Origin of the sequence: Enterococcus sp. DIV0901a (genome assembly GCF_051711525.1) — a bacterium.
Taxonomy (GTDB): Bacteria; Bacillota; Bacilli; order Lactobacillales; family Enterococcaceae; genus Enterococcus_B; species Enterococcus_B faecium.
Genome location: NZ_JBIOMW010000001.1, coordinates 1,847,185 through 1,866,179 on the forward strand (window position 1 = coordinate 1,847,185; position 18,995 = coordinate 1,866,179).

At 36.3% G+C, this 18,995-nt stretch carries 20 protein-coding genes and 1 pseudogene; 5 read left to right on the forward strand and 16 right to left on the reverse strand.

Annotated elements, in window-relative coordinates:
• The first annotated feature begins 64 nt into the window (after positions 1 to 64).
• Complete coding sequence (rlmD, locus tag IGL70_RS08875) at positions 65 to 1,447, forward strand: 23S rRNA (uracil(1939)-C(5))-methyltransferase RlmD (RefSeq protein ID WP_002295399.1); 1,383 nt, start codon at positions 65 to 67, stop codon at positions 1,445 to 1,447.
• A gap of 173 nt (positions 1,448 to 1,620) precedes the next feature.
• Here rlmD and IGL70_RS08880 read toward each other — a convergent pair whose 3' ends face one another.
• Positions 1,621 to 2,199, reverse strand: a complete 579-nt coding sequence (locus IGL70_RS08880; protein WP_002292856.1) for a lytic polysaccharide monooxygenase auxiliary activity family 9 protein — start codon at positions 2,197 to 2,199, stop codon at positions 1,621 to 1,623.
• A gap of 321 nt (positions 2,200 to 2,520) precedes the next feature.
• On the opposite strand from IGL70_RS08880, the gene IGL70_RS08885 reads away from it, so the two are divergent.
• A complete protein-coding gene (locus tag IGL70_RS08885; protein ID WP_002292857.1) occupies positions 2,521 to 2,991 on the forward strand; it encodes a TspO/MBR family protein in 471 nt (156 codons plus the stop codon).
• A gap of 107 nt (positions 2,992 to 3,098) precedes the next feature.
• On the opposite strand, the gene IGL70_RS08890 is transcribed toward IGL70_RS08885, so the two are convergent.
• The 7 genes and pseudogenes from IGL70_RS08890 to IGL70_RS08920 all read right to left on the reverse strand — a co-directional run bounded on the left by IGL70_RS08890 (position 3,099) and on the right by IGL70_RS08920 (position 8,871).
• On the reverse strand, positions 3,099 to 4,325 hold the full coding sequence (locus IGL70_RS08890; RefSeq protein ID WP_002295400.1) for an LCP family glycopolymer transferase: 1,227 nt from the start codon (positions 4,323 to 4,325) through the stop codon (positions 3,099 to 3,101).
• A 754-nt stretch (positions 4,326 to 5,079) separates the two neighbouring features.
• Positions 5,080 to 5,280, reverse strand: coding sequence for a cold-shock protein (locus IGL70_RS08895; protein ID WP_104873937.1), 201 nt, complete (start codon positions 5,278 to 5,280; stop codon positions 5,080 to 5,082).
• Positions 5,281 to 5,413: 133 nt separating this feature from the next.
• A complete protein-coding gene (locus tag IGL70_RS08900; RefSeq protein WP_002298541.1) occupies positions 5,414 to 6,022 on the reverse strand; it encodes a superoxide dismutase in 609 nt (202 codons plus the stop codon).
• 84 nt (positions 6,023 to 6,106) lie between these two features.
• Positions 6,107 to 6,577: a GtrA family protein gene (locus IGL70_RS08905; protein WP_002292862.1), complete on the reverse strand. Its 471-nt coding sequence runs from the start codon at positions 6,575 to 6,577 to the stop codon at positions 6,107 to 6,109.
• A gap of 47 nt (positions 6,578 to 6,624) precedes the next feature.
• A pseudogene (locus tag IGL70_RS08910) lies at positions 6,625 to 6,717 on the reverse strand (cation diffusion facilitator family transporter); the annotation flags it as partial.
• A gap of 38 nt (positions 6,718 to 6,755) precedes the next feature.
• Positions 6,756 to 7,928 (reverse strand): IS256-like element IS1542 family transposase, encoded by a 1,173-nt coding sequence (locus tag IGL70_RS08915; RefSeq protein ID WP_104807992.1) that lies wholly within the window; start codon positions 7,926 to 7,928, stop codon positions 6,756 to 6,758.
• Positions 7,929 to 8,004: 76 nt separating this feature from the next.
• On the reverse strand, positions 8,005 to 8,871 hold the full coding sequence (locus IGL70_RS08920) for a cation diffusion facilitator family transporter (RefSeq protein ID WP_113844034.1): 867 nt from the start codon (positions 8,869 to 8,871) through the stop codon (positions 8,005 to 8,007).
• A 145-nt stretch (positions 8,872 to 9,016) separates the two neighbouring features.
• On the opposite strand from IGL70_RS08920, the gene IGL70_RS08925 reads away from it, so the two are divergent.
• Positions 9,017 to 9,820 (forward strand): DUF1189 domain-containing protein, encoded by an 804-nt coding sequence (locus IGL70_RS08925; RefSeq protein ID WP_104873936.1) that lies wholly within the window; start codon positions 9,017 to 9,019, stop codon positions 9,818 to 9,820.
• A gap of 178 nt (positions 9,821 to 9,998) precedes the next feature.
• Positions 9,999 to 10,946 carry a phosphoglycerate dehydrogenase gene (locus IGL70_RS08930; protein WP_002289148.1) on the forward strand — a complete coding sequence of 316 codons (948 nt, stop codon included), beginning with the start codon at positions 9,999 to 10,001 and terminating at the stop codon, positions 10,944 to 10,946.
• A gap of 67 nt (positions 10,947 to 11,013) precedes the next feature.
• Here the strand turns inward: IGL70_RS08930 and IGL70_RS08935 are convergent, their stop codons facing one another.
• The 7 genes from IGL70_RS08935 to mltG form a co-directional block, all read right to left on the reverse strand.
• Positions 11,014 to 11,307, reverse strand: coding sequence for a HesB/YadR/YfhF family protein (locus tag IGL70_RS08935; protein WP_002289149.1), 294 nt, complete (start codon positions 11,305 to 11,307; stop codon positions 11,014 to 11,016).
• Between the two features lie 27 nt (positions 11,308 to 11,334).
• Entirely contained in the window at positions 11,335 to 12,000 is a 666-nt protein-coding gene (locus IGL70_RS08940) for a potassium channel family protein (protein WP_002289151.1), read from the reverse strand.
• 139 nt (positions 12,001 to 12,139) lie between these two features.
• Positions 12,140 to 12,772, reverse strand: coding sequence for a response regulator transcription factor (locus tag IGL70_RS08945; protein WP_002295404.1), 633 nt, complete (start codon positions 12,770 to 12,772; stop codon positions 12,140 to 12,142).
• A gap of 6 nt (positions 12,773 to 12,778) precedes the next feature.
• Positions 12,779 to 13,846, reverse strand: coding sequence for a two-component system sensor histidine kinase LiaS (liaS, locus tag IGL70_RS08950; RefSeq protein WP_104873935.1), 1,068 nt, complete (start codon positions 13,844 to 13,846; stop codon positions 12,779 to 12,781).
• Complete coding sequence (gene liaF, locus IGL70_RS08955) at positions 13,843 to 14,574, reverse strand: cell wall-active antibiotics response protein LiaF (RefSeq protein ID WP_002295408.1); 732 nt, start codon at positions 14,572 to 14,574, stop codon at positions 13,843 to 13,845. Before liaF ends, liaS begins: the two co-directional genes overlap by 4 nt.
• A 167-nt stretch (positions 14,575 to 14,741) precedes the next feature.
• Positions 14,742 to 15,221 (reverse strand): transcription elongation factor GreA, encoded by a 480-nt coding sequence (gene greA, locus IGL70_RS08960; RefSeq protein ID WP_002295409.1) that lies wholly within the window; start codon positions 15,219 to 15,221, stop codon positions 14,742 to 14,744.
• Between the two features lie 135 nt (positions 15,222 to 15,356).
• Positions 15,357 to 16,532 carry an endolytic transglycosylase MltG gene (mltG, locus tag IGL70_RS08965; RefSeq protein ID WP_002295410.1) on the reverse strand — a complete coding sequence of 392 codons (1,176 nt, stop codon included), beginning with the start codon at positions 16,530 to 16,532 and terminating at the stop codon, positions 15,357 to 15,359.
• A gap of 164 nt (positions 16,533 to 16,696) precedes the next feature.
• Here mltG and IGL70_RS08970 point away from each other — a divergent pair, with 164 nt between their 5' ends.
• Positions 16,697 to 17,857 (forward strand): serine hydrolase domain-containing protein, encoded by a 1,161-nt coding sequence (locus IGL70_RS08970; protein ID WP_010777078.1) that lies wholly within the window; start codon positions 16,697 to 16,699, stop codon positions 17,855 to 17,857.
• Positions 17,858 to 17,896: 39 nt separating this feature from the next.
• Here IGL70_RS08970 and IGL70_RS08975 read toward each other — a convergent pair whose 3' ends face one another.
• Entirely contained in the window at positions 17,897 to 18,844 is a 948-nt protein-coding gene (locus IGL70_RS08975; RefSeq protein WP_002295412.1) for an NAD-dependent epimerase/dehydratase family protein, read from the reverse strand.
• Positions 18,845 to 18,995 lie beyond the last annotated feature (151 nt).

Consider the following 18,995-nt stretch of genomic DNA (forward strand, 5'->3'; position numbering starts at 1 on the left):
AATCCCCGTAATCAGGTATTATATGTTAGAATAAACCACAGAAAAAAGAAAAAGGGAGATACTTATGGCAGAAACAATTGTCAAAACTGGACAAACGGTTCCTTTGAAAATCAAGCGTTTAGGCATAAATGGTGAAGGAATCGGTTATTTCAAACGGTTGATCATATTTGTTCCATATGCACTACCAAAAGAAGAAGTACTAGTGAAAATCACGAAAGCAACTCCTCGCTATGCAGAAGGAGAATTAATAAAAGTCAAAAAAACAAGCAAAGATCGCGTAGTGGCACCATGTCCTGTTTACTATGAATGCGGTGGCTGTCAATTACAACACTTAGCTTATCAAGCTCAATTGGATTTTAAAAAGGATCTGCTTTTGCAAGCATTGGAAAAATTCAAACCAGCAGGCTTTCGATCTTATCAACTTTTGCCGACGATCGGGATGGATGAGCCTTGGCATTATAGAAACAAAGCACAATTTCAGTTACGAAAAAATAAGCAGACTCAAAAAATTGAAGCTGGTTTATACGAAGCAAACTCTCATCAGTTAGTCCCTATAACAGACTGCTTGGTTCAAGAACCTCGAACACAAAAAGTAATGAATACTGTTGTTCAACTATTGAATAAATTTGATGCACCCATCTATGATGAACGGACAAACAGTGGAATCTTCCGCACAATCATGGTTAGAATCGGTGTCAAAACTGGGGAGTTACAAGTTGTTTTTATTACTCGCAGTAAAAAATTCCCGCAAAAAAACGCAATGATCCGTGAGATCAATGAACGACTGCCCGAAGTTGTTTCAATCATGCAAAATGTCCAGGCACAAAAAACGTCTCTCGTGATGGGGGATGAAACGATCCACTTATGGGGAAAAGAAGCCATTGAAGAACAAATCAATGAAGTGACTTTCGATCTTTCTCCTCGTGCCTTCTTTCAACTCAATCCTCAGCAGACCGAATTGCTTTATGGCGAAGGAATTAAAGCATTAGATGTCCAGCCTAATGAAACGATCGTGGATGCTTATTGCGGAGTTGGGACGATCGGCTTAAGTGTAGCAAAACAAGCCAAAGAAGTACGGGGAATGGATACCGTTCCTCAAGCAATCGCTGATGCAAAAAAAAATGCGGAAAGATTAGGATATCACAACACTCGATATGAAGTCGGGACAGCAGAGCAAGTTCTGCCTAAATGGTTGAATGAAGGTTTTCAGCCTGATGGTATCATCGTAGATCCACCACGTACGGGTTTGGATAACGCATTGATCCAATCATTATTGAAATACCCTCCAAAAAAACTTGTTTATATCTCCTGTAATGTTTCTACACTTGCCAGAGATCTGGTTAATTTAAGTAAAAAGTTCAAGATTGAATATTTACAGTCTGTCGACATGTTTCCTCAGACTGCACGTTGTGAAGTTGTCGTGAAGATGACGAGACTCGCTGACTAAATGAAAGAGGTTGTGAAAAAGTCTGCCCTGCATCAAGTAATAAGAACAGCCAAACAAAAATAGCTCTTCATGTTTTATGAATACTGTACTTGTGACCGAAGAGTTAACAGGAGGACACTATTTATTTAAAAAAAGGGTTGTGACATAGTTTTTGTCACAGCCCTTTTTGATTATTATTGGATATTCACGTCTATCACTTGATAAAATGCATTTGTCGTATCGCTGATATTCCATACTGCTAAAATCACATTATATCCTTTTCGATCCTGCGGAAGTGTGATCGTTTGGTTGACTGTTTTTGGTGGAACAGTTGCTTTGTCGTCTATTTTTGTGATCAATTCAAAATCACTAAATTTCAAAGGTTGATTAGGATTCCAAGTTGGTTTGGTAATGTAGTAATCCCAAGTACTTGTCCGATGTTGTGCTGTTAAATTCCAAGTAATATTTAATGTTCCTGGATTAACCATGTTTTTATGCCATCTGTTAGATGTCTGTTCATCTAAAGGCTCAAAGCCGCTGACTCCTGCACTAGCAATTTTTCCATCAATGAATGTATTTTTGGTAGCTTCGATACTTTGCGGTTCCCATTGTGCTCTTCCGACATTTTGATTTAAGTTTCCTGCTGCTGATGTTCCTAGGTATGCACGGCTTCCTGGAGAAGTAATATAACCATGCGCAAAACCTGGAATGCTAAAACCGAACAACCCTAAACTAACTAACCCAATAAACAATAACGTACTAATCTTTTTCATGTAGAAACCTCCTTCATTTGATAACCACATTGTAAACGCTTTATTGCATTAACACAAACATTATGCTTTTATAATTTTATGTTGAAGTAAAAAAGGTGAAAAAAGTAAGATGCAGATTATAACAGAAGTAGACGAGAAAAGTACAAATAGAAAACATGAGAATCAAATCATATGATCTTTTTCAAAAACATCATTCATATAAACAAATGTTCAACTTTTTAATAACAACAATCATCAATTTTTTTCTTACTTCACAAACTAAATACAGGTCTTGCTGTGAGCCTTCATGGTAAACTAATATTATAGAAAGGAGTTAGTAAAATGAAGATGATAAAAGATATTCGTTTTTGGGTTTGTGTTATAGGAATTGTCATATTAGGCTTTTTATCAGGGTTGCTTAGCGGAAATCCCGGAGAATATTACTATTCTTTGCAACTTCCACCATTTGCACCACCTAGCTGGATATTTGGGCCGATGTGGACCTTACTGTATATATTGATGGGTATTTCTCTTTATTTGTTACTTAATCACAACAACAAAAAACAGCGAAACAATCTTGTCGGTCTTTTTGTGATTCAGTTCATTTTTAATTTTATATGGTCTGCTCTATTTTTTAATTTAAGAAATATTTTCATTGCAGCAATCGATATTACACTTTTAGTTATTTTCTTGTCAGTGCTTATGTATCAGTTGTGGCTGCATCATCGCCTGGCAATGTGGCTCATGATTCCTTATTATTTATGGGTACTATTCGCAACTCTATTGAATTATTCAATTTATTTTTTAAACTAAGCGCTAAAAAGAGACGTCCTGTAATTTAACACATAGAAAAAGTGCCACCTAAGTTAGATTTTTTGTCTAATTTAGGTGGCACTCTTTATTAACCAAACTATTTTTTTCTAGTACCCACTTGTTGTTCCATACTCATTATTCTGGTCATAACCATAACCATTTTGTTCCTGTCCAGCGTAAGGATCATAACTTTGAGTATCTTGACTTGGTGTATAGTACTGACTTGTATCTTCTGTTTGCTGATAATAGGTATTCGGATCTTGGTACTGATCATATGTGTTTTCTGAATAGGAAGAATAATCGGTGTACCCTTCACTATTCGATCCATCACCGTTTGTCGAATCGCCATCTTCCGAATCATCAAAGAACATCATTGAAGCATTCTCATTTTTCAAATTAGGTAATGTATCGCTTGTTTTTATATTTAATTGTTTCTTCAGTTCATTTTGGATCGAAAGAAGATCATTTTTTCCTAAAATTTGATAGTAGATATCATTGATCATTTGTCCTTCGCCTTGCAACTGGTCTTGTTTGATTGTTTCAAACGCCGGGGTGTAGTTCGTCGCTACATCAAGCATGTCATCCCAATCTAAGTCCGTCGTCACATTGTTCTCAACTGCTTTTAAAATTTTTCTATAATTGCTTACGCCATCTAAACTTAAAACTTTATTGACGATTTTCGTCACTACTTCCCGCTGACGACGTTGTCGACCGATATCGCCTTCTGGATCTTCGTGTCGCATTCGAGAATAGGCTAAACCTTTTTCTCCATTCAATGTTTGTTCACCTACTGGTACATGGACACCATCCAAAGTAAAGTCAATTTTATTATTCACTTTGATGCCACCGACCGCATTGATCAAATCTTCCATGCCATCCAAATTGATCGTTACATAATGATCAATAGGAATATCGAGCAGTTGCTCAATTGAATCCATGGCCATTTCGACACCACCAAATGCATAGGCATGATTTAATTTATCTACCGTTCCATAACCTACGATATTCGTATAAATATCTCGGTCCAAACTGATGATCGTTGATTTTTTTTGTTTCGGATTAACTGTTACTACCATCATCGTATCAGAACGTCCTTGTTCCGTTCTTCCTAATCCACCGGTATCTAAACCTAATAGCAAAACCGAAAAAGGTTCTTTGTCATCAATGCTTACTCTCTCAGAACGTTTGGAGGATATTCGATTAGAGTTTTTAGAAATTTTGTTTACTGTTTGGCTCGCTTCTCCCATAAATCTGATTCCGTATGCTGATAATCCGGCAATCAGCAAAACGAATACCCCTAACAAGGTTAATAGAACTTTTTGCCATCGCTTCATAATACACCTCTGTTTCACATTTTCTAAAATATTGTCTCATATAACTGTTCAATCAGCAAATTCACTTTTTAATCATAAGAAAACTTTAAAAAACATTTTTGTGTAACGATTATTATTTTTTAAAATTTCTCAAAATTCTTAACTATCATACCATACCGTGAAAAAGATCGAAAGACCGAATACACGCAGTTCGCAATCGTTTTATCTTTTTTTATGTATTTTTTCCAGAAAAAGCGAACAACAAGGTATTTTCCAAATAATCGTGCAGTAAAATGATCGCACATACCTTTCTCATCTTTTTAACAGTCTTTGCCTACCGTTCAGATTATCATTCGATTTCACGAAAATTTCTTCCTATGACTGGTCCTTTTGTTAAACCCATCTTCTATTCGTTTTATTTCCAGCTCACTGCATGGCTATTAAAATGACTCGAACTAGTGATTGCATTACCATCATCTTTTAATGGATAGATATGCTCCTCTTCAAAGTAAAACGATTTTCTTTTAAAGTAATAGAATTGACATGGTAATGAGTATGTATACTAGTGGTTTCACAAATGGTCTTTTATTCAACATCCAAAAAACTGAAATTTCTTTAAAATCTATTACTAACGAAGAAAATGTTCCTTGCTTGATAATTAGTTAGGACATGTCAAGTGAACAAATGCATTTACTTAGCCAAAAAATCTAAAAACTTCATAAATAGACAAAAAGACACGACTCTCTAAGAAGTCGTGTCTTTATTCAACAAATTATTATAATTTAGTCACTTCAGCAGCTTGAGGTCCGCGTGCACCTTCAACAATCGTGAATTCTACTTCTTGACCTTCTTCTAGGCTCTTGAAGCCTTCTCCTTGAATTGCTGAGAAATGAACAAATACGTCATCTCCGCCGTCTACTGTAATAAACCCAAATCCTTTTTCATTGTTGAACCATTTAACCGTTCCGTGTTCCATAAATGTATAGCCTCCAAAAAAGTTCTTGCAAGTAACCTTGCAAGAACATTATACCCAATTTAGAAAACGCTAGCAAGCTTTCGCTCTTTTATTTTCCAAATTATTTTTAAGACTGATATGACGGAGGAAATGGTTATTTTGCTGCTTCGAAACGTTTGTTTACTTCATCCCAATTAATAACATTCCAGAATGCTGCAATATAATCTGGTCGGACATTTTTATATTTCAAATAATAAGCATGTTCCCAAACGTCCAAACCTAGAATTGGTGTCTTTCCTTCCATCAATGGAGAATCTTGATTTGCAGTAGAGGTAATAGCTAATTTTCCATTTTCCATTACAAGCCAAGCCCATCCAGAACCAAATCGTCCAGCGGCTGCTTTTTTGAATTCTTCTTTAAAAGAAGAAAAATCACCAAAAGCTTCATTAATCGCTTCTTTTATTTCTCCTGTAGGTTCGCCACCAGCATTTGGTGCCATGATTTCCCAGAAAAATGAATGGTTAGCATGTCCGCCACCATTGTTACGTACAGCTGTCTTGATATCTGTTGGAATAGCGTCCATATCAGATAATAATTCTTCTATTGTTTTTTCGCCTAATTCTGGGTATTTCTCAATTGCTGCATTTAAATTCGTCACATAAGTATTGTGATGCTTATCATGATGCAGATGCATCGTTTCTTCGTCAATATAAGGTTCCAATGCGTCATATGCATAAGGTAGATCTGGTAATGTGTAAGTCATAAAAAAATTCCTCCTCAATGTTTTCTTAATAATGTCTACATTACAAAGAGTAACAAAGAGAAGGAAATTCTTCAATTGTTATGCCTAGTCGTCTTTTTCACTTTGACCTACTTCTTCTTCAAAAACCTCAGTTTCTTTAAAAATAAACAACTTGCTGAAAATATAGTTCGCAAGGATAACAATAATTTGAGTGATGATTTTCGCCACATACTCATTGCTGTTCATAACATTGATCAACAATACCATTGCCCCCATGTCCAATCCGTAAGAAAGGATACGGTAGAAGAAGAACTTACCGCATTCAATAAGTGCATGTGTAAAATTCGGTGATTTTGAATGGAATACCCAAAGTTTGTTCGTTACAAAAGCAAACAATACAGAACAAAACCACGAAATAGAATTGGATAAGGCCATACTTAAATCAAAATATTGGCGTGCGAGAGCAAAACTAACAAAATTTACAATCGTAGCCAAACCACCAAAAAAGAGATAGACTAGTATCTCCCAATATCCTTTTGCTTCTAAATATCCTTTTAACTGTCGATACTGCTTCATGAGCCAACCTACCTTATTAAAAATTCTTATTTATCATACTCTATATTTCAATAACTTTCATCTTTATTTAAAAAAATTAATTTTTTTTGATCCTTTGCCTTTGTCTCTGCTTGGATCGTCACATGTGAGTCAAGTCCATAATCCTGTGTAAAATACTATACAATGTTTTACCGGTCTCTCATTGATCAAACTTAATATATTTTCTTGTAGAACTGAGCCATTCGTCATGAAGGTCCATAAGGACAGCTCCAATTAATCGATTGGCAGACGTTCGGTTGGGAAAAATCCGAATAATCTTTTCTCTTCTGCGGACTTCCTGGTTCAGTCGTTCAAGAAGGTTGGTGCTTTTTAGCCGATTATGACTATTTCCGATAACCGTGTATTGAAAGGCATCTTCGAAGCCATTATCCAATATTTCGCAGGCTTTTGTATATTTAGGCTGGTCGATATATTCACCGACTAAGGCATTCTTAGCTGTTCGAGCGAGTTCAATATCCGTAAACTTAAAGATCGCTTTTACTGCTTCTCTAAACGGTTTTGAATTCTTTTTTGGAATGGAACTGAAGATGTTTCTTAAAAAATGGACCTGGCATCTCTGCCAACTTGCGTTGGTAAATGACTTACGAATCGCAGACACTAGGCCTTTATGGGCATCAGAAATGATGAGTTCTGTCCCCTTTAGGCCGCGTTCTTTTAAGTATTCAAAGAAGATGGACCATGTGTCATCACTTTCTTCATTTTGAATCATGAAGCCAATGATTTCACGGTCGCCACCTTCTGTTATCCCGATCGCAATATGGCAGCTTTTAGAAAGCACTCGATGGTCCTCACGGACTTTTATGTAGAGAACATCAGTCATCAGATAAGGATAATTCGTACCTGAGAGTGAACGGTTCTGCCATTCGTTGACCATCGGGTCTAACTGCTCAGTCAGGCTAGAAACAAAAGATTTCGATACAGATTTTCCACATAGCTCTTCAACAATCTTTGAAACTTTACGTGTCGAAACGCCCGAAACATACATCTCAAGCATTGAAGCGAGCAGTGCCTTTTCATTTCGCTGATAACGCTCAAACACCGTCGGTGAAAATTCACCATCACGTGTTCTAGGCACTTTTAATTCGAGTGTACCCACACGAGTCGTAAAGTCTCGCTCATAATAGCCATTTCTTTGACTCTGACGACTTTCTGAACGTTCATAGTCATCGGCTTGAATATATTCTGTTCGTTGATTTTCCATCAATTGGTTGAAAACAGTGGTTAAAATATTTTTAGAAATATCATCTTTTACCGAATGTTCAATAATACTTTGAACCTCTTCGTTGTTCAGTGTAAAATGTACTTGGGTCATGTAACGTCCTCCTGGGTATGTTTTTGTGGTTAAAAACATTGTACCGTAAAAGGGCTGTTACATGGCCTTTTATCTTTTACACAATTATATGGACTTTATCCACATGTGTAATACCATATTTTAATTTTAATAAAGAAATTATACGAGGATATATCTTTTCAATCTCGCTTAGTAGCTGATCTTCAAAATCAATATGTCCGTCGAAAATAATTATCTTTTCGCTATACTGCCAAATATGGACATGATGAACATCCTTTACCCCATCGATTGCTTCAATTTCTTGTTCCATTTTTTCATAGTCGATAGCAGGTGCACTTTGTATCAAAATAGCGGCAGCTTTTTTGATCACCATTATCGCTTCTATCAATATATATATCGAAATGATCAGTGTAATAACTGGATCGATCCAGTAGATATCGAAAAAACGGATCAAAATTGCTCCGATAATCACACTTACCGAAGACAGTGTATCACTTAACAAATGCAAATAACTAGATTTTATATTCAAACTTTCATCTGCTTCTTGTCGTAATAATAATACTGAGAACAAATTCGCGAGCAATCCAATAACTGCTACTGTTAGCATCAAATGACTATTTATCTTTTCTGGTGAAGTGAACCGCTTGAATGCTTCAACGGTTAAAAATAAGGATAATATGATCAATATGAATGAGTTGATGAAAGCACTCAATATTTCTAAACGCTGGTAGCCATACGTACGTTTTTTATTTGCTTCTTTTCGGGCCATTTTTTGTGCCCCGTAAGAAAAAATAATTGCCAATGTATCACTAAGGTTATGGAAAGCATCTGAAACAAGAGACAAACTCCCTGACATAATCCCTCCAATAAATTCTGATAAAGTGATCACCGCATTCAAAACCACTACTCCAAATAGTTTTTTTGATGATCTCTGTGGCTGTGTAGGCACTATTCCTTCCTCCATTTTATTTATATTGGATAGTCTTTAGACAAGAATAACATTTTTTTGATATTTCACCAATCATTCAGCTGTTTCCCTAAAGCACTTGTATTTCACTTGATACTTCGCTAGAATTGCAAGTGATGACACTACTAGATGAGGAGTACTTATGACAACAAAACAATTAATTATCAGTTCCTTTATACGATTCAAAGACCTAAAGGAGGCGAGAAATGTCCCATTTTGGAAAGCCATTGTCTATCTTTTAGTTTTGAGTATATTTATGGCTTTGCCAATCTCTTTTCAAGTTTTTCAAGTCTTAAACAACATTCAATTGGATGGGCAAAAGATTGCTATTCGCATTCCTGATTTTACAATCCAAAACGGGCAGCTTCAAACCGAAGAAAAAGAAGGATTCATTTACCAAACAAACTCCATTATCTTCACATTTGATCCAGAGGGAAAACGAACAGAACAGGACATCTCTACTGATTTGATGGGGAATTTTGTTAGTGTCGGGATGTTAAAAAACAAACTTATCATAGCTCTTCCTAATACAGGCACGACTTCTGCTTTGTTGAACAATAACCAATTAGAACTTCCCTACACCAATGAATCTTTAAAAAACTTAACAGGTAAGCAGCTCCGTTCTTTTTTAAGTGAAGCATCTATACCACTTTGGATAAAAGTCCTGACATTTATATTTTCTATTTATCCTAGTTTTCTGAATCTGCTGATCACTTTGCTATTTACCAACATTGCTGCTTTTCTCTATGCACGCTTTCGACTAACAAAAGCTACTTTTCTTGATTGTTTAAAAACATTGATCTATTCAATTTCATTGCCTACTATAATTGCAACAATCTTGATGGTCTTTCTTCCTTCTTTTGACACTAGCGCCTTCATTGCTTTTGCAGGAATCTTTATTTTTGCTCAAGCTGTCAAAGGATGGGCAAAAATATCGATCAATTAAGAAATAAAGACAACTCGTTATTTCTACTTCAATAGACCCTTTTAGAGGTTGTGACATTTTTTTTGTCACAGCCCCTTTTTTATTTGAAAAATATTTCTTTCTCAAAAAACAAGCAAGGCGCTTCAAAGTTCTTCTTGTATGCGCTACACTTAGAGTAAAGAAAGGCGGGAAATTAACTATGTCAGAAAGAATCATTTATGCAGATCGTCCATTTCGTGATGAATTTATCGAAGAAATCCATACTATAGCGCCTGGTTATATCTTTAAAACAGAATTACAACCAGAGGATCTACAAAATGTAGAGATCAGTTTGGGCTGGAACTCAGACTACCAAGAAAAACTATTAGCCTCTTCTACCTTGAAATGGGTCCAATCTATCTCAGCTGGTGTTGATCAGCTACCCCTTGAGACTTTTTCAAAGAAACATATTTTACTTTCAAATGGTAGTGGCATCCACAGTGAATCGATTACGGAGCATGTCTTAGGAATCATCCTTGGGTATTCTCGTGGTCTTTTTCAAGCACAAAAGGCACAGAGTGACATGAAATGGTTAGGTTCATCGGTCCATTACCAATCTATCCAAGGGAAAAAAATACTAATCATTGGAACTGGCCATATTGGAAAAATGATTGCAAAAAAATGCAAAGCATTAGACATGAACTGCTATGGAATCAATACATCCGGTCATCCAGCAGAAGGAATGGAAAAGACTTTTTCTTTAAATCAACTAAAGGAAGTTCTTCCTGAAGTAGATTTCGTAGTCAATATCTTACCTCTAACGGAGGAAACAACTGGGCTCTTTGATCAGCATATGTTTGAACACTTTGATCCAAAATCTGTATTCATCAATGTTGGCCGTGGTGCTTCTGTTAAGACACAAGATCTGGTGCAGGCTTTAAATAACCAGCAACTTTCCTTTGCAGCATTAGACGTTTTTGAGGAAGAGCCTCTTCCACAAGATCATCCTCTTTGGAAAATGGACAATGTACTGATTACTTCCCACATTGCAGGTTTGACACCTGATTTTCAAAAGAAATTAATGGCTATTTTTTTAACCAATCTGAAAAGCTACTTTGCCACCCATGAGCTTCAAACCAATCAAGTAAAATTGTCTGCAGGATATTAATAGCTGAAAACAATATTTTCAAAAGAAAAAAGAGAAGGTGACAAAAATTGTGTCACCCTCTCTTTTTTTATTGTTTTTTAAAGTGATAGGTTGGCTCCTCCAGGTTGGGATCATAATCAACAAGTAAATCATATCCTTTAAAGAACCATTCATCTGCTTCCTCGATAAAAAAAAGTGTCCCATCCATTTCCACTTTCTTTACAGGATGTTCTGGCTGTTCAACTGACATTCCAATCGAAAAACCATCATGAACCTCTGTTTTGCCGTAGACTTTTCCAAAAAAACGTATTCCGTAAGTTTCTGGCAGATCAATTTCTGAGTCAAACCACTTTTGTGCTTTTGGCGTTACCGTTAATTTCATCCCAACAACCTACTTTCTCTTTTCTTTCTATTGATTCATCTTATCGTCTAGAATATCCACATCGCCTGTCTCTCCAATAACCAGTAGATTATCATTTTCACGAACATATTCATCTGCTGCAGGAGAAGCGATAACCGTTTGATCTACTCTTCGTATGGCGACTACTGTTAAGTCAAAACGTTGCCTGAAATTTAATTCAGCTAATGTTTTGTTGAAAAATTTAGGATTGGAGACTCGGATTTCTGCTAAAGAATATTTATCTGACAGCTCTAAGTAGTCTAGAATATTCTTTGATACTAAGTTATGTGCAATCCGTATCCCCATGTCTCGCTCAGGGTGTACGACACGATCTGCTCCGATCTTCTCTAGTACACGGGCATGGTACTCATTTTGGGCTTTTGCTAAAATATTCGGTACGCCCATTTCCTTTACCATCAGAGTAACTAAGATGCTGGCTTGGATATCTTCTCCAATAGCGACAATTACATGATCGAAATTTCTTATACCTAATGAACGAAGTGTCATCTCATCCTGTGCATTTGCCACAACAGCATGAGTGGCTATATTCATATATTCATTGACTCGATCTTCATTACTGTCAATAGCCAGTACTTCTTGTCCAGCTTCGATCAGTGTACGGCAGATGCTTCCGCCAAATCGTCCAAGGCCTACAATTGCAAAATTTTGTTTCACCATTTTCCTCCTTTAGTATCTTCTTTTCTCAGTATAACAAAGCCTTTCCAAAAACAAAAGCAAGCATCATTATTGTAAAAAAGCCAAGAAAAATAATAGTTATTTTCTCAGCTTTTGATTATCCTCTTTATCATCGTTTTTATTTAACCAAACCATGTTTAAACGCATAGATAGCTGCTTGAGTTCGGTCTTCTACCTCTAACTTAGCTAATATATTCGACACATGCGTTTTAACTGTTTTCAGTGTGATAAACAATTCATCCGCGATTTCCTGATTACTTTTCCCTTCAGAAATCAGCATCAAAATTTCATTTTCTCGATTCGTTAATTCTTCATGCAATACTGGATCATTTCGCCGACTCATTTTTTCCATCATTTTTGTTGTCACTTCAGGTTCCAATACTCGCTCGCCGCGTTGCGTAGCCCTTATAGCATCAGCTATTTCATGTGCGGTAGACGTCTTCAATAAATATCCTGCTGCTCCTGCTTCAATTGCAGGATAAACTTTTTCATCATCAATAAAACTTGTGACGATAATGATTTTGGCTTTTGGCCAATCTTTTAAGATTGCTTTTGTTGATTCGATGCCATCCATTTCTTCCATGACTAGATCCATTAAAATGACATCTGGTCGAAGTGCCATCGCCTTTTCATAGCCTTGACGTCCATTTTCAGCTTCTCCAATCACTTCAATGTCTTCTTGGATAGATAAATAAGAAGAGACGCCTAAGCGTACCATTTCATGGTCATCTACTAATAAAACTTTTATCATCTTTATCTATGCCTCCTTCATCAAAGGGACCTTGATCTCCACGCTCGTACCTTGCCCTTTAAAACTAATGATTTTTACTGTTCCACCAATACCAGCTACTCGTTCTTTGATATTGTTCAATCCATAACTTCCCGTTTTGGTTTCATTCATATTAAATCCTGTCCCGTCGTCAATAATACGTAATAAAAGATTGTTATCTATTTTATGCAAATAGACTTCTAATTCATTAGCCTTAGCATGTCTTAATGTGTTTGATAACAATTCTTGAACGATTCGGAACAAGTGATCCTCAATGGAACTAGTTAATTTTACATCTTCTACATCCCATTTTAGCGAAATCTGGATTTTATTCTGCAATTCCTTCAATAACTGCTCAATGCCTTGTTTTAAACTTTTTTCTTCTAAATTGACTGGACGCAGATGAAGAAGCAGCGCACGCATCTCAGACTGGGAAGCGTTGATGATCTCTGCCACCATTTTCAACTGCTTACGGAACATTTCTGTTGTCTCACTTTTTTCTGCTTGCTCCGTCAATGCCGACATCATCATCATCGCTGCAAATAATTGCTGTGAAACTGAATCATGAAGCTCACGAGCTAATCGATGCCTTTCTAATTCTAAAATCTCTTCTTTGGTTTGTCCATCTACATATTGAGGACGGCTAGTCATAATCTGTAATTCACTGGATACTTCGATCATTTTTTCTTTTATTTTAGTAATTTCCATATCAATATCTTTGATGTACAGATCATCCGACGCGCTTGGGATCGGCTGATGCAAAAGTTTGGATTCATAATTGCCAGAAGAAAGTGCACGAAGCTTTTCTTCGATTTTCTCGTATTTTGCCTTTTGAATAAGTGATAACAATAGAAATACGATCAATCCTACACCTAATGAAATTGCCATCAAATGGAAGATAAGCGGAACGTATAATAAACGCGCACGCAGCAATTCTCCCCACCAATGACTTTGGTTACTGGCATAAAAATAAGTGAAAAGTGAAAATAGAATAATAAGGAAAGCCGCAATCCCCGAATAAACAGCTAGCATTGCTTTGGATATTCTTCCCATCATATTCGTATCACCTCGACATCTCCAACCAAGGTATTGGTAATGATCTTCAATCTGCGAGGATTTTCATCATAATCACTGCTGCAGATTTTGATCTGTTCGTTTTTTAAGGAAAACTGCTCTTCTTCAAACAAGACATTTCCTACTAATGTCGCATGCTCTAAACGAATAGCCACTCCCAGGGGTACTAAGATCCGTGTTCTGCCTATCCCTTTTCTTACAATCACAATATTATCATCTTTTGGCAAAAGTGTATTGCCCAAATCGATGATAGTATCACCAGAAATGATGGCAATGTTGATGTCATCCCATTCATAGACGTCGTTTCCAATACGTTGGTTACCAAATAATTGCTGTCTTTTACGCTCATTATTATGTGTTTTTAATTGCTCTGTTTGGACCATCATGATCTGTTTTTTTCGCCAAAAAGCATTTTTTGTCAAATCTATTCCTGAAATCTCTACACCTTTCAGCCCGATAAATAAAACGGCCAATACAACCATCATCCATAAAGCAGGACTGTTGACTAAGCTAAAAAAAATGACCAAGCTCCCTAAGATCAATTGAAAATTTTGAAATTTAGTACGAGGATATTTGCGCATAGCTAGATATATATTGAAAATACCGAATATTACTAAAAGCAAAAGTCCAGTATTGTTTACGATTTGCCAAACAGCAAATAACAGCAGCAGTGCTTCGACTACCACAAAAAAACGCCAAGAACTATTCATCGCTTTTTCTCCCTCCTGACACATTCTCATTTCATCATACCTATTTTTTTGACTGTTGGCTATAGGACTTTAGATGTAAGATCGTTCAGTGAAACCTGCAATACTCAAAGAGAAAAGATCTAGAGTGCGTCATCAGTAAGATGAACTCTCTAGATCTTTCAGTCAGACTACGCTTGTTCTACTTTGACGATTTTAACTAACATATCGCCACCTGGTGTAGCAATGGTTACTTCATCATTTTTACGTTTGCCAATCAATGCTTGCGCGATAGGAGAATCATTGGAAATCTTTCCAGAAAACGGGTCTGCTTCAGCACTTCCGACAATCGTGTACTCTTCTTCATCTCCATCAGGCAACTCGATGAACGTAACTGTTTTACCGATCGATACCTCATCTGCATCTACGCCGTCATTATCGATGATTTGTGCAAAACGGATCATATTTTCAATTGTTGTGATTCTTCCTTCAACAAATGCTTGTTCATCTTTAGCTGATTCGTATTCGGAGTTTTCGGAAAGATCTCCGAAACCGCGAGCGATTTTGATTCGTTCAATGATTTCTCCGCGTTTAACTGTTTTTAGTTCTTCTAATTCTTTTTCTAATTTTTCTTTACCTTCTAGAGTCATTGGATAAACTTTCTCTACCATGTGTAACGTCTCCTTTTTTCGATAAAATACCGCAAAAGGTAATCTTTTGAGGAATATAGTCCAAAAAAGATTACCACGCTTTTCTTAAAATGTAAATGTTTTTCTAAAAATGATCAATGACTAGCCCCTGTTTTTCTAAGAATTATTTACATATTTTTGCACTAGTTCCATATGTTCTTCATACGTTTTAGCGAAATAAACATTTCCAGTGCTCGTATCTGCTACGAAATAATAATAGTCATTTTCTGCTGGTTCTAATACTGCCTTGATTGCCTCTTCGCTTGGATTGTCAAAAGGACCAGGCCCATAGCCGGTATTGGTATACAAATTGTATGGTGAATCTACAGCTGTATCTTCATACGTCACCAATTCTTTATGTTCTCCTAATGCATATAAAACAGAGATATCTGACTGAAGTGGCATATTTGCCTTGATTCGGTTAAAGAAGACTTGTGCAATATTTTTACGATCATTTTCTTTTACGCCTTCTTTTTCAACTAGAGAAGCCAAAGTTAAAACTTCTTGTACAGTCAAATTTTTCTGTTTGATAGCTGAATAATAGTTTTGCATGACCGTATTTGTCTTGTTCACCATCTCAATCACAAGATCCTTAAGCGAAGTACTCGTGTAGTAATCATAAGTAGCTGGGAATAAGTAGCCTTCCAAACGGTATTTTGTGTTCTCAGCTTTAGAGGCACTTTCCAACAATTCTGGGAATTTTTGATACAACTCGTTAAAGAAAGTCTCATCATTTACTAAATCTAAAAATTCTTTCTTGTCTTTACCAGTTACCTTCGCTACCCGCTCAGCAATCTGATCGATGTCGTAGCCTTCTGGAATGGCAATTTTCCCATCTGCAACTTTTGTTGGCTCAGATGTGCCGCCTTCTTGCAACTGCTTGCCAATCTCATCAAGAGTCATATTAGGCGCTAACTGATAATAACCAGCTTGAAAGCCAGTTAAGTTTTTAAATTTTGTATAATAATTGAAAACAATCCCACTTTTAATAATATTGTCTTTCTCCAAAATTTCGCCAATCTGCTTATTAGAAGAGCCGCTTGGGATTTCCACTTGGACTAATTGGTCGTCCGATTTATCTAAAGGCTTCAACCCGCTATCTACATAACGATATACGGTAAACCCGAGAAATCCGCCAATAATCAATAATGTAAGAGCGATCACTAAAATGATCTTCCTCACGATCTTATCTTCTTTTTTACGCAGATTTCTCCGCTTGTCGATTATATCTGCTGTAGCTGCCTTACTGGCTTCTTTTTTGTCTTTGCTTGGGTGTTGTTTGTTTCCTGACAAAACAACTCCTCCTTACTATCATCTTCGTAACTCTGTTTATTATACATGAAATTTCTACTGCCGTGAATTATTTTACCAAATATTATGTCAAAATTGTAAGTGGCAAATGCTCTTTTTGAGGATTACAATGAAAAATAGTTAAAAATGGATAGAAAGGAACTAACATGGCAAAAGGAAAACATCAAAAAAAACAGCAGATCTCTCTTTCTTTTCTCGCAGTTTTGTTGCTGGCTGTCAGCTTCTTTTCAACAGGCATCATTACAGGATGGCAATTAACAAAACAACCTCAACCACAAATTTATAAAACGGAACCCGCACAACTTGCTTCCAATTTAACATCTAATGAGCAGATGCTTGCCAGCAAAATTGATCAATTACTGCAAAAATCAGATTATATCGGTTCGATTTATGTACGCAAAAATAATCGAGTGATATTAGAAAAAGGATATGGGTACGCAAATCTACGCATAAAAGAATCGAATTCTCCTTCTCTTTACTATCAAATCGGTTCGATCCAAAAAGCGATGACTGCTTTACTTATCCTAAAACAAATTCAATCTGGCAAGATAACTTTTGACACAAAGCTATCTGAATTTTATCCTCAGATTCCTGGAAGTCAGCAAATCTCAATCAAAAATATGCTTTACATGCGCTCTGGTCTTCATCGAACCGCTTCTCCAAAAAAACCTATGTCAGATAGTGAGATCATTCAGTTTGCCCTTCATCATTTGAAATTTACTGATTATGATACGTATCATTATGAACCATTAAATTATACATTGCTTACAGGGGTATTGATCAAACTAACGAATCAGCCTTATGAAACTCTTTTAAAAAAAGAAATCATTCGGCCACTCCATCTAGAACATACAGATTTTTATGAAAATGTAAAAAATTCCCCTCAGCATGCTGTATCTTACCAAATGTCTGCAACTGACGATTATTCAAAAGCATTGGTCGAGCCTGAAACAGACATCCGAAATGAATTAGGCACAGGAAATATAAGTATGTCTGTTTATGACTTGAACAAATTCTTTACCAGTGTTCTGTCTGGCGATATTATACCAAAAGAACTACTTTTCTCATTGTGGCAAAATAATGGTGATAAACATCCTTACAGCGGCGGTGTTTACAGTGGAAATGATTATATCCTTGCTCAGGGAAATATCAATCGATTCCATGCAGTAGTGGCAATGAAAAAAGACAAAAAAGATGCAATCGTCATGGAAAGTAATATCCAATCTGATAAAAACATCAAATTGCCGGCCACTGATTTAAGAAATCAGATTTACGAACTGATGGAAGGTGTTAATTTAAAAAGCTAAGTCGAAACAAAAAAACCAGCAGGATGCTGGTTTTTTGTTTTAATCGATTTCTGTCTTTAAATAACGTTCCATTCCGTTCAATATATCAAATTTGGGTTGATAACCTAAAGAACGGATCTTTGAAATATCCGCTAAAGAATCACGAATATCCCCTGAACGCTCCGCTTCATATTTAAGCGCTAGCTCTGTTCCTAAGATTTGATCAATTGAATGAATCAATTCAAGTAGCGTAGTGCTTTTTCCTGTACCGACATTGAATTGCTGTCCTAAAGCTTTTTCTTCCTTAGCAACAAGTAAAAGTGCTTGTATAACATCTTCTATATAAACGAAGTCTCTAGATTGGCTACCATCACCAAATAAAGTAAATTCTGTTTTTTCTCCTGCCAATTGTTTTTTGTATCGGTCCACTAGAATCGAAATAACTCCGCTATATGGAGAGTTAGGATTTTGATTTGGACCATAAACGTTAAAAAATCGGACAGCACTAGTCGGAACATCATATAAATGGCAGTAATCCAAAACATATTGTTCTGCTGCAAACTTATCGATGGCATATGGTGTTAAAGGACGGATGACCGATTCTTCTTTTTTTGGCAACGTTGGTTCATCGCCATAAACTGCAGCTGATGAACTAAATACCAATCGTTTTAAACCAGATTGATATTTTCGTACCAATTCAAGCAATAAAAGCGCACTGTCAAAATTTACACGATGAGTTTCTAGAGGACGTTCTACAGAATCTGCCACACTAGCTACAGCAGCTAAATGAAAAATATAGGCAAACTGATACTGTTTCATGATTCTTTCCATCAATTGAGGATCTGATACATCCCCCTCAATGAAAGTCACTTGTTTCTCCATATCCAAGTTTTCTTTTTTTCCCATTGATAAATCGTCGACTACTACGATTTTGTTTTCTTTTCCCAAATAATTCGCTAGCGTTGAACCGATAAAACCAGCTCCGCCAGTAATCAATATAGTATCCATCAAATTCACTCCAATTATGCATTCTCATACTTAATACAGTTAGTTTACCATTTTTAACCAGGAAAAACTATATAAAGAATATACTGCCAGTATGTGCTGATTGCCGAATTTAACAAATTAATCGCTTCAAAAAATAAAAACAGCAGAGTAA